Here is an 11,174-nt window from a genome sequence, read left to right on the forward strand (position 1 = left end):
GCGAAGGTGAGTTGATGGCTCATGATGTCCCTCTGGGATGCGCTCCGGATGAATATGATGATCTCATATCAGGAACTTGTTCGCACCTTCCCTAATCAATTCGCGGCCCGAACGCCTTATTTAACGAAAAGTGAAATGACATTTCATTTAACACAGATAATAAGCATGGTTATTTCTTAATCCATTAAAAACATGCGGTCACCATATTACTTGCCAGCCGTTAGCGGTTTCGATTACCATTCCCGATCTAATAATAATTATCGTTTACGTTATCATTTAATCCACTCGTCAGAGAAACCCATAATGATGTCGCGCCTAAAAATTGCCCGTCCTGGCAATACCTCTTCCGGGAATACCTCCCTTGGGAAACTTGCCATTTTCGTTGCCACTGCGGTTGGCAGTCTGCCTGCCGTTGTCCAGGCAGCGGATAGCCCGAACCCAGAAACCATTACCGTTACCGCAGCCCCTGCCGCAGAGCAGGAGAATGCCTGGGGCCCGGCGGCCACCATCGCGGCCAAGCACAGCGCAACTGTCACCAAAACCGATACCCCGATTGAAAAAACCCCGCAGTCTGTTTCCGTGGTGACCCGCGAAGAAATGGATATGCGCCAGCCCCAGACCGTGAAAGAAGCCCTCGGTTACACCCCGGGGGTGTTTGCCACCCGCGGCAGCTCATCCACCTATGATGTGGTTTCGATCCGTGGCTTCACCGCCCCCAGCACCGTCAATACCAACCAGTATCTTGATGGCCTGAAACTGCCGGGCAATAACTACTCAGAAATGTCCATGGACCCGTACTTCCTGGAGCGTGTTGAAGTGATGCGCGGGCCGGTATCGGTGCTGTATGGCAACAGTAACCCGGGCGGGATCGTCAGCATGGTCAGCAAGCGGCCAACCACGGAACCGCTGCGCGAAATTCAGTTTAAAGCCGGCGATCATAATCTGTGGCAGACCGGGTTCGACTTCAGCGATGCCATTGATGATAATGGTGTCTGGTCTTACCGCTTAACCGGCCTGGGCCGCAGTGAAAATGCCCAGCAAGACATGGCCAAATCCACCCGTTACGCCATTGCGCCGTCCTTCAGCTGGCGCCCGGATGATAAAACCGATTTTACCTTCCTGAGCAATTTCCAGAGCGATCCCCACGCGGGCTATTACGGCTGGCTACCCCGGGAAGGAACGGTGGTGCCTTATGTCGATGCCGAGGGTAATTCCCATAAATTACCGAAAGACTTTAACGAAGGTGAGCACGACAACACCATGAGCCGCCGCCAGCAGATGGTCGGCTACAGCTTTGCGCACCAGTTTGATGACACCTTTACCGTGCGCCAGAACTTACGCTATTCCGACGTGCACACCCTCTACCGCGCAGTCTATGGCAATGGCTATAGCGCACCGGGGGAGATCAAACGCGCTTACGTCCGTTCTGACGAGCACCTGAATACCTTCACCGTGGATACCCAGCTGCAGTCCAAATTTGCCACTGGCCCCGTCGCACACACCCTGCTCACCGGGGTGGATTATTCGCGGATGCGTAACGATATTGACGCCCAGTACGGCTCTGCTGACTCCATCAGCATGGGCAACCCGCAGTACGGCAATGCCAACGTCAACGTGAATTTCCCGTATGCCGTGGTCAACCGCCAGGAACAAACCGGCCTGTACGCGCAAGATCAGGCCGAGTGGGACCGCTGGGTACTGACCCTGGGCGGCCGCTATGACTTTGCCAAAACCTCAACGTTTACCCGCTCCACCGAAAACACCGAGCAAAGCCGGGATCAGCAGTTTACCTGGCGCGGCGGGCTGAACTATGTGTTCGACAACGGCGTGGCGCCGTACTTCAGCTACAGCGAATCCTTTGAGCCCACCTCCGGCGCTAGCCGCAGCGGTAAACCGTTCGATCCGTCCCGCGGCAAGCAGTATGAAACCGGGATTAAGTACCTGCCGAAAGATAAGCCAATCTCGATTACCGCGGCGGTGTATCACCTGACCAAAAACAACAACCTGACGCCGGATCCGGACCCGGATTACTCCGCATTCAGTGTTCAGAGCGGCGAAATTCGCTCTCAGGGCTTTGAATTTGAAGCCAAAGCGGCGGTAAACCAGAATATTGACGTGACGGCGGCCTATACCTATACCGACGCCAAATACACCGAAGATACGCAATATAAAGGGACCCGTCCGGCGGAAGTGCCGCGCCATATGGCATCACTGTGGGCGGATTACACCTTCCATGAAACCGCACTAAGCGGCTTAACCCTGGGCGCCGGTACCCGCTATACCAGTTCAACCTCCAGCTACTACACCACGGAAGAGAAAAAGAACCAGACCTTCGAGGTCGGGGGATATACCCTGGTGGATGCGGCAATCAAATATGATCTGGCCCGGGTTGGCCTGCCGGGCTCCTCGCTGGCAGTCAACGTCAGCAACCTGTTTAACCGCAAATACGTCTCCAGCTGCTACCGCGACTACGCGTGCTACTGGGGCGCGGAGCGCCAGGTGGTGGGTACCGCAACCTTCCGCTTCTGATCTCACAACACCCCATGCCCCCGCCTTCACGGTGGGGGCACTTTCCCACCAGATGCCCCCCTGTACGCCCCTCACCGCCACCTGATTGATGAAGACCGCTCATAGCGGCTTGCGTATTTAGCGGGGTAATTATCGCTTCGCAATCGTTCTACACTGAAAGGGTCCGGGTACACAGCTCACCCGTAAGTGGAGAAAAGAATGAAGATTATCCGTAGCGGTTCACAACCTTCCCGTCAGGGCCCTGCAGACTGGTTCACCGGCCAGGTACGTATTGATGCACCTTTCCAGGCCACGGCCCCGGCAACGGTAGGCGGTGCCACCGTGACGTTTGAGCCCGGCGCCCGCACCGCCTGGCACACCCATCCGCTGGGCCAGACCCTGATAGTTACCCAGGGCCGCGGCTGGCTACAGGCGTGGGGGGAAGAAAAGCATGAGATTAATCATGGGGATATCGTGTGGATCCCGGAAGGGGTAAAACACTGGCACGGGGCCAGTGCCGACACGGCAATGACCCACATCGCCATTGCCGAGTCAGTAAACGGCAGCCCGGTTGAGTGGCTGGAGCAGGTTAGCGACAGCCAGTATCAGGGCTGATCGCCGCGCGCCGCCAGCAGGCGAAAACCCCCGCCCACCGCGACAGCGCCCGGGGCCAGGTCTTTGGTGACCACGGTCCCGGCACCGATTGTTGCCCCATCCCCAATAGTGACCGCCCCGAGGATAATCGCGCTGGCTCCCAGCTCGACATCGTTACCCAGCACCGGGCTAGCGCTGGTGGTGCCGTCCCGGTGGGTCACATTACCAATGGTCACCCCCTGGCGCAGGGTACAGTTCTCGCCGATAACTACATCACGCCCCAGCACCACCGCGTGGGGATGGTAGATTTTCAGGCCATATCCGATGCGGGTATGGTGCGGGATCTCAACGCTGAACAGGCATTCAGAAATCAGCTTATTGAGGATAACAAAGGGCAGCCCTGTCAGACGCAGCAGCGGGTTGCGGCGACACCACAGGGTAGACATGCGGTACAGCAAAATCACCAGCTTCGCTTTTAGGGTGCCCGCCGTGGCGATTTCACGCCAGGCACGGCCAATATTATTCGCCACCGTTCCTCCTGTTAATTCACGGTAATGCTGGATAACCGGTACCAGCCATCGGCTTGTTTACCGGCGCTGGCAAGGTTAATACGCGGCTGTCCCTGGGCATCCACCAGGGCGACATCCAGATGGTACTGGCCCGCCGCCAGGTTGCCCGGGGTGGCGAGAGAAAATGCCGCCCGATGCTCGCCGGGTAGCCACTGGCGAATATCGTCGAGGGTTTTGCCCATCAGCGCGGTATGGCCCTGGGCATCCACCAGCCGGTAAGCCAGCCAGTAACGCAGATAAACCGGCGCCACACCGTCGTTACGCCAGACGCTGGTCAGTTGAATGTTTTGTCCGGCATGCTGGCTGGCCGGGTGGCTCAGCGCCACCACCCGGAAGCGGTAGCCAATTTTCTCCAGCGCGTGGTCGAGAATATCGCGATACGCCGCCGGTACCGGGCGGGATTTAAGATTCAGGGTGCTGGCGTGCTGGGACAACGCCCAGTCAAAACTGGCCTGAACCTGCTCACGGGTGTAGTGCTGCACACTCTGCCACTCGGCCATATAACCGCAGATCTCGAGGCTTACCGGTGCCTTTTTCCAGGCGCTATCAAAGCCGGACCACGCCTGCTGTGCTGCCTGTAGCCGCTGGGGGTAATCGTCGCGCATGTGGCTCCAGGTAGGGGTGAAGTTATGCCAGTCACCCCAGCAGTCCGCCCGCCAGCCCGCGCCGCGTTGGGCGGCGTAAGCCAGGCTCTGGCCGCCGCTGATCAGCATAATTTTTGGCGTGTGGGGGAAGGCGCTAAAATGCATGTCCACATAGCGGTTGAGCTGCTCCGTGGTGTAGCGCTTATCCAGTGGCGTGATAGACGGGAAGTTACTGTTATGCCACTCCCCCCATGACCCCACCATCCCGATATCAAGGTAGGCGAGATTAGGGTTGCCATCATAGCGTTTACCAAAGGCCGCCAGCAGCTTCCCGGCATAGGCCTGGAATTGGGGATCGTCGAGATCCGGCACAAACGTTTTACCGTCCGGCGTCCAGTTGCCCTTGATCCCTTTATTGATCAACCAGTCAGGAATTTGTGATCCGCTGGCCGGATCGTCCAGCACCATAAAGCGCAGGCCGACATTCATGGCCGGCTGATGCCGGGCCGCCACCGTAAAGGCGCTGTCCACCAGCGCGAAATTATACTGCCCTTCCCGTGGCTCCAGATCCCGCCAGTAAAAACGCTGATATTCAATACCGGTATCCGGGTACTCGCTTGGGCCGGGCGGCTCGCCGTAGCCATCATGAAAGCTGGCCACCCCGATCCCGGGGTTTACCAGCACCCCACTCACCGCGGCGGGGTGCACGGTAACGGTCCCGTCGCTGGCGTCCGGCGCCGCCAGCACCAGAGGGCTAATCAGGCATACGCTGCCGATTGCCAGGGTCAATCGTCTTTTCAGGCCCATAGGGCACCCTCCTGCCGGCACGCTATCGCTGATGTTCGATAAGCCATGTCCAGATCCCAACGTGAAAATTTTTAAATATATCAATACCTAATGCGGACTTAATCAGATACAGAGTGATAAATATCGAGACGGCGCAAAACAGCAGCCAGAACACCACCAGCACCGAGATAGCCAGGCGCCCAAGGGTGGACTCCCGGCGCGGCATCCGGCGCCGATCGCGCCCAACGAGGAGCACATAAAAGTAACGGCGACCAAAAAAGGAGACCGTGCGCCGGATATCAATGCGCTGGCGGGTGGTTAAGGTGATGGCCAGCACGGCATCTTCCAGCGCGGTTTTTTGCGCCGGGGTGAGTGATGCCGCTGTCTCTTCATCAAGCGCCTGGTAGAAGCGCTCAATGGCCATAGGCCGTTTTTCAGGAGTATCCAAAATGTACCTGGCTATATGCTTACGAAATGGTCACAAAATGCTTACCTACCAGCACCTACGTATTATGATTGCGTCTGTTGATAAACCTGCATCGTCTGGGCGGCAATTGTCGCCCAGTCATAGCGTTGCAGATAACGGCTGTAGTCTACGTGCCCGGTATCGCACCGTGCGGCAATCTGTGCTGCCAGCCGGTCCACCTGGCCCACCGGGAAATACACCTGCGGGTCCAGCCCCACCTCCAGATTGGCGGGAATATCGCTGACCACCACCGGCAGTGACCATGACATGGCCTCCAGCAGGGCGATGGGCAACCCTTCATGGTAGGAGGGCATAACAAACAGCCCGGCCCGGGAAAAGACCGCCTGTAATTCAGCACCGCGCAAGAAACCGGTCAGGATCACGCCGTTATCCGCCGCCAGCTGGCGCAGTTTCTCGCTGTAAGGGGTCGCATGGTCGGCATCCCCCACCAGTACCAGGGGTTGTGCCACACCGGACTGGCGCCAGGCAGTGATCAGATCGTGGAAGCCTTTCTCCTCCACAAAGCGCCCGACCGCGACAATATAGTGCCCGGCCGTGATACCAAACCGCCCGAGGGTATGCTGCACGTGCGGTTCTTCCAGGGTCACTGGCGGGTTAACCCCGTTATAGATCAGATGGGCATCCATTCGACGATATTTGTTCTGGATCAGCCGGTTGATCACCTCTGAGATAACAATCACTTCGTTGGCGTATTTCACCGCCATCCGTTCGCCCATCACCAGGGCCAGGCGCGCAACACGCCCCCATTTCTGGCGGTCATAGTCCGGCCCGTGGTGGGTGAAAACCACCTTTTTCCCCAGCAGGCGCAGCAGCGGTACCACCAGCCCGGGGCCAATGGCGTGCACGTGCACCACATCAGAACCATCAAAGCGGGTGCTGAACGCCGCCAGTACCGAATGCACAATGGCCTCAAGGGACTTTTTCTTCGGTGCCCAAATGGCCCGGGTCTTCACGCCGCGGTACTCACTACGCCGGTACTTCACATAGGGCGAGCGGGCAATCACGCAAATATCCAGCGCCGGGTGCTGGGCCTTGATGGTGGGATACAGGTTCTGGCAGTGGGTTTCTACCCCGCCTAAGACATCCGGGATACCGCGGGTGCCAAGAACGGTGATGCGCTTAATCATGGGATTTGCCTGCTACTAGTTGCTGATACAGGGCCATCAGTGACGCAATATGCACCCGCAGCGCGTATTTTTGCTCCAGCCGCAGGCGGGCATTTTCGCCCATCACCCGGGCGTTATCCGGGTTCACCGCCATGTCGTCGAGAATCGCGGCCAGGGCGCCGGCGTTGCCGGGTTCAAATAACCGGCCTTCAATACCGTCACGCACCTGCTCTGGTATCCCGCCAATATTCCCGCCGATCACCGGCTTACTGAAGGACATCGCTTCCAGTACCGACATTGAGCAGTTTTCATAATATTCAGAGGGCACGATAACAGCCCGGGCGTGGCGAATCAGGTTGTTGAGCGCTTCACCCTGCTGCTGATAACCGAGGAATTCCGCCCCCGGGAAGCGGGCATAGAGATCCTGGTACAGCGGGCCGTCCCCGGCAATTTTTAGCGGGATCGGGTGCTGCATCATTTCGTGGGCCTGGGCGAGGGTGTCCACGCCTTTTTCCCGGCTCAGGCGGCCAATATAGAGAAAATAGCCGCCGTCGCTGTTGTCCCCGGCTTGCAGGGTGTCATCAATCCCGTTAACAATAACCTCTACCGGTACATCTTTGATTTTACGAATCAAGATATTACGCAGAAATTCACTGGGTGAAATGATGGCATCCAGTTGATGGTAGTGGCGGGTCACATCCTGGTACAGGGCTTCGAGGGACAGCAGCAGGCTCTTACCGGCAGACCCCTCCTGGCAGCGATAGCGGAACGCGTTAAATACCGATCCGTCCAGGCACGCCTCGCAGACCTTGCCGTTACGCAGCATGGTGTAGGAGGGGCAGACAATTTTATAGTCGTGCGCCGTCAGCACGGTTTTACAGCCAAAGCGCCGGGCCACACTAATCAGCGACGGGGTCAGCTGATGATAAATATTGTGGAAGTGCACAATGTCCGGCTGCACATGCAGCAGCAGGTCGTTCAGCTTCTGGCAGGCTTCGCTATTATGAATAAAGTCTTTTGCCGCTTTCAGCTTGCCCTGCAGGCCGCTATTACTGTGGTAATCGACATTACTGACAAACCAGTTGGCATAGTCAGAGGGCAGGTTTTTCTCATGCTGCATGGAAAATTCCGCTACCCCGACGCCAGCGGCGCGTAACTGATCACGTTCCTGAAAATAAACGGTTTCAGCGCCGCCTTTAATAAAAAAGAATTTGTTAACGAGCAGGACTTTCATTTTTCTCCGTCCTGGTGATGAATCACCTGGCTATCCGGGGGCTGGGTGGGATCCGGCAAGGGGGTAAACAGGCCGCGCAGTAGCCCGGCCGAAAATGCCCCGAGGTTCAGTACGCTGTGCAGCCCGGCCAGCAACGAGCGGTTCTTCACCGCTTTCAGGGCGATAAAGAGCAGCAGCGGCAGCAGCACGATGGCAAACAGCAGGCCGGAGCCGCTGATCAGCGCCAGCAACAGCACCAGTAAATAGACGGTAAAGATAGCTTCGTTGCGGGTGACGCTAAACGCTTCCCGAAACCAGGGTTTACCCCATGCGCTGCGCAGCAATTCCCCCGGGCCGCTTAAAAAGCGGCTGCGCCAGCGGTACTGCAACATCTTCATGGTGGGCATATTGTGGGAGGTGTGGCTGAAATAGGGCACATCAAGGCGATGCAATTTGTAGCCGGCGTTACGCAGCCGGATACCCAGCTCAGCCTCTTCATAACCGTGCAGCCCACGATGGGTCATATAGCCGACTTTTTCCACCGCACTGCGCCGGTACAGGCCGCCGCCCCCCAGATGGTTACTGTCCCCGAGGGGGTAAATTTTGTGCAGCCGCTGTTTACGGGATTTAAACTCGTAGTTGCTGCCTTCGTCCATCTCCACCGTCCCGGCAACCCCGGCGTACTCCGCATGGCTCTTCAGAAACCCGACCGCCGCATCGATAAAGCCCTCTTCCAGCACCATATCGCCGTCCATCAGCAGCAGGTATTCCCCGGTGCTGTACAGGTAGCCCAGTTGGTGGCCAACCCCGCAGCAGCGCTCCTCAGGATGTACCAGGGAGACCACCGTCACCCCTTTGGCGGCCGCCAGCTCCCGGGTGTTATCGGTAGATAAGCTGTCCGCCACAATAATCTCATGGGGATACGCCACCAGCTGGCGACGGATGCTGTCGATGGTTTTCTCGATCCCTTTCGCTTCGTTGAAGGTCTTAATACTGACGGTAATAAAAGGCAGTTCACTCATACATACTCCCGGTCGAACGCTGAACAGCGCGGCGGATCACCAACGCAGAACCACTCACCAGATAAAACAAAAATTGCACCATAGGGATTATCATCAAGGTCTGGCTATAGGGCAGACTCAACAAACACCCAATCAAAAAAACAGTAAACGCCGGGCCATAACTCAGCAGGCGGCGGTCCTCAATCCCCAGATTCGCCAGCGCGATCGTTGGCGTCGGCCAGGTAATCCGGATAATCCACAAGATCATGCCAATAAACAGCAGGGTGCCGATGATCCCCACCTCCCACAGCAGCATACTCAGGGCGGTGGAATCGAGGATCAGCCGGAAAATCAGGTTCAGGAACCCAGGAGAAACCGCACTGCCGCTGTTGGTCGCATTCAGCCCGTAGCCAAATAACACGCTGGAGATGCCCCACATATCACTGTGTCTGGCCCAGAAAAAGATGGTGGTCAGCCGCCCCAGCTCGCCGGTGGCCGCCATGATGTAGTTGGTATCAAAAATATAGTCCAGAGAGTCGAGGAAAATACTCAGGGAGCTTTTCCCGGCATCGCCGCCAAACGCAGAGGAGTACCCCGCCGCCAGCACCATAATGGCAATCGAGATAAGCCCCCCCATCACACCGGCGATAATCAGCAGCGTCTTGAGGGTTATCTTCGGTGCGCCCTTAGTCCAGGAGGACATACTCCAGACCAGTGCCATCAGGAAAGGCGACAGCAGAATAATAAATTTCACTTCGCCAATAATGCACAGCCCGAAGCCGATCAACAGATGCAGCGCCGTCGAGCGATAGGTGGTAGCGCCGTGTTTTAGCTCGGAGAGCTTCATCAGCATAATGAGCAGGCAGAACAGCCCCATGACTGCCGTATTACCACCCCCCATCGGATCGCCACCGAATGTACCGACCACCGAGTCCCATTTTTCGTCTTCACCCCGGATAGCAACCCGCCTTGGCACCATCACCAGCACCTGAACCATCGCCACCGGGATCTGGGCATAAAAAATCCAGTACAAACTGCGGGATACCCGGTAAATCTGTGATTCGCGGCAAAACCCCAGCAGCAGGCAAAACAGCACCAGGGACATGGCCACTTCGTTTTTAAACCCCACGATGGTGACCGTGACGCCCCCCTGCAACACGGTGGAAATCAGCGCCAGTGCCAGGAAGCACAGGTAGATAACCAGTACCATTATCTCCTGCAAATCGAGGGATAACGGCTCCCGGCGGGTTTGCATCACCAGCAACCCGGCCATCACAAAGGCCATAATGACCGGCAACCAGAGCACCGCCAGCACACCGGTGAAATACTGCACCAGGCCACAAATGACCAGGGAGATAACGGTGTAAACCTGCAGGCAGAACCCGGTATTAAGCGCCATAACTAGCCGACCTGCTGGCTAAGCTGGGCGGCACGTTTATTCATTTTCAGCAGAATAAACAGGTAGCGCACCAGGGTCAGAACGGAGAACGTCACCAGCGCCATCGGGTAGCTGTGGCCAAACCAGGGCACCGCCAGAAACGCCAGTAAGATAATCGCCAGTTGCTCAATCTGGATACGCAGAAAATAGCGATGAGAGCCAAAAATCAGCTCAATCACCGTCAGCGGGCTGATGGCCAGCGCCGGGAACAAATAGGGCAGAATATAGCGGGAGGACGGAATAGACGCGATCCACTCCTGGCTGAAGCCGAGTCGCATCACTATCGGGTAGAAAATTAACACCCCGAGGGTACAGACAATCCCCAGCACAAACAGCAGCAGGCGGATTTTTTTGTATTCCGGGTAGTTAAAGGTGTGGTTGCGGAAGTCCATCGACCATTTAGAGAAAATCGAGTTACGTACCGCATTACCAATGATCATCACCGGTGACAGGCAAAAGCGCATCACCACAGAGAAGTACCCGGCGATCAGCGCCGAGAACCAGAAGTTAATCAGCATAATGGGCAGGTTATTGTTGACCATTGCCAGCACTTCGGCGCTGCCCACTTTCATCAGGTGGTGGCGGTGTTCGCGGAAGAACGCCAGGTTACTGGCCAGGCTGAAGTGCTGCATTTTCACGGTGCGCACCCGGAAGGCCCGGAAAATACAGCTGACAATCAGCACCAGCATCAGGGCGGTCCACCAGATATAAAACGCCTGCGGGTGTGAGGTGATAAGCAGAGAGATAATCACCACCACCGAGACCATAATGCGCTGGAACATCAAAAAACGGGCTTTGTTGAATAAATCGAACTTTTAGCCGAAATTAGGATCAGATCACCACACTCCTGACCCTGTAGCGACATCCTGTGACAAAGCAAAAGTTCAA

At 56.8% G+C, this 11,174-nt stretch carries 9 protein-coding genes and 1 pseudogene; 2 read left to right on the forward strand and 8 right to left on the reverse strand.

Features of this window, described 5'->3' with window-relative positions; all coding sequences use genetic code 11:
* The first annotated feature begins 306 nt into the window (after positions 1-306).
* Together fhuA and F9C28_RS18820 are read left to right on the forward strand one after the other, a co-directional pair.
* On the forward strand, positions 307-2,529 hold the full coding sequence (gene fhuA, locus F9C28_RS18815) for a ferrichrome porin FhuA (RefSeq protein WP_199016822.1): 2,223 nt from the start codon (positions 307-309) through the stop codon (positions 2,527-2,529).
* A gap of 198 nt (positions 2,530-2,727) precedes the next feature.
* Complete coding sequence (locus F9C28_RS18820; RefSeq protein ID WP_199016815.1) at positions 2,728-3,123, forward strand: (R)-mandelonitrile lyase; 396 nt, start codon at positions 2,728-2,730, stop codon at positions 3,121-3,123.
* Here the strand turns inward: F9C28_RS18820 and F9C28_RS18825 are convergent.
* The 8 genes and pseudogenes from F9C28_RS18825 to F9C28_RS18860 form a co-directional block, all read right to left on the reverse strand.
* Positions 3,114-3,632 (reverse strand): serine acetyltransferase, encoded by a 519-nt coding sequence (locus tag F9C28_RS18825; RefSeq protein ID WP_332909431.1) that lies wholly within the window; start codon positions 3,630-3,632, stop codon positions 3,114-3,116. The genes F9C28_RS18820 and F9C28_RS18825 overlap by 10 nt on opposite strands.
* 11 nt (positions 3,633-3,643) lie before the next feature.
* A complete protein-coding gene (locus F9C28_RS18830; protein WP_199016816.1) occupies positions 3,644-5,062 on the reverse strand; it encodes a DUF4832 domain-containing protein in 1,419 nt (472 codons plus the stop codon).
* Positions 5,063-5,084: 22 nt separating this feature from the next.
* Positions 5,085-5,489 (reverse strand): hypothetical protein, encoded by a 405-nt coding sequence (locus tag F9C28_RS18835; protein ID WP_199016817.1) that lies wholly within the window; start codon positions 5,487-5,489, stop codon positions 5,085-5,087.
* A gap of 62 nt (positions 5,490-5,551) precedes the next feature.
* Positions 5,552-6,655, reverse strand: coding sequence for a glycosyltransferase family 4 protein (locus F9C28_RS18840; RefSeq protein WP_199016818.1), 1,104 nt, complete (start codon positions 6,653-6,655; stop codon positions 5,552-5,554).
* On the reverse strand, positions 6,648-7,868 hold the full coding sequence (locus F9C28_RS18845) for a glycosyltransferase family 4 protein (RefSeq protein WP_199016819.1): 1,221 nt from the start codon (positions 7,866-7,868) through the stop codon (positions 6,648-6,650). Before F9C28_RS18845 ends, F9C28_RS18840 begins: the two co-directional genes overlap by 8 nt.
* Positions 7,865-8,869, reverse strand: coding sequence for a glycosyltransferase family 2 protein (locus tag F9C28_RS18850; protein ID WP_199016820.1), 1,005 nt, complete (start codon positions 8,867-8,869; stop codon positions 7,865-7,867). Before F9C28_RS18850 ends, F9C28_RS18845 begins: the two co-directional genes overlap by 4 nt.
* Positions 8,862-10,247, reverse strand: coding sequence for a capsular biosynthesis protein (locus F9C28_RS18855; protein WP_199016821.1), 1,386 nt, complete (start codon positions 10,245-10,247; stop codon positions 8,862-8,864). The genes F9C28_RS18850 and F9C28_RS18855 overlap by 8 nt, the downstream gene beginning before the upstream one ends.
* Positions 10,248-10,249: 2 nt before the next feature.
* A pseudogene (locus tag F9C28_RS18860) lies at positions 10,250-11,077 on the reverse strand (lipopolysaccharide biosynthesis protein); the annotation flags it as partial.
* Between the last annotated feature and the right edge of the window lie 97 nt (positions 11,078-11,174).

The sequence above is a fragment of the Shimwellia pseudoproteus genome, assembly GCF_016415625.1.
GTDB lineage: Bacteria > Pseudomonadota > Gammaproteobacteria > Enterobacterales > Enterobacteriaceae > Shimwellia > Shimwellia pseudoproteus.

Bases quoted from the DNA above. Each gene is read 5' to 3' on its own strand.
- F9C28_RS18845 (WP_199016819.1), bottom strand. From the start codon at position 7,868: ATGAAAGTCCTGCTCGTTAACAAATTCTTTTTTATTAAAGGCGGCGCT.
- F9C28_RS18850 (WP_199016820.1), bottom strand. From the start codon at position 8,869: ATGAGTGAACTGCCTTTTATTACCGTCAGTATTAAGACCTTCAACGAA.
- F9C28_RS18830 (WP_199016816.1), bottom strand. From the start codon at position 5,062: ATGGGCCTGAAAAGACGATTGACCCTGGCAATCGGCAGCGTATGCCTG.
- F9C28_RS18820 (WP_199016815.1), top strand. From the start codon at position 2,728: ATGAAGATTATCCGTAGCGGTTCACAACCTTCCCGTCAGGGCCCTGCA.
- F9C28_RS18840 (WP_199016818.1), bottom strand. From the start codon at position 6,655: ATGATTAAGCGCATCACCGTTCTTGGCACCCGCGGTATCCCGGATGTC.
- F9C28_RS18855 (WP_199016821.1), bottom strand. From the start codon at position 10,247: ATGGCGCTTAATACCGGGTTCTGCCTGCAGGTTTACACCGTTATCTCC.
- fhuA (WP_199016822.1), top strand. From the start codon at position 307: ATGTCGCGCCTAAAAATTGCCCGTCCTGGCAATACCTCTTCCGGGAAT.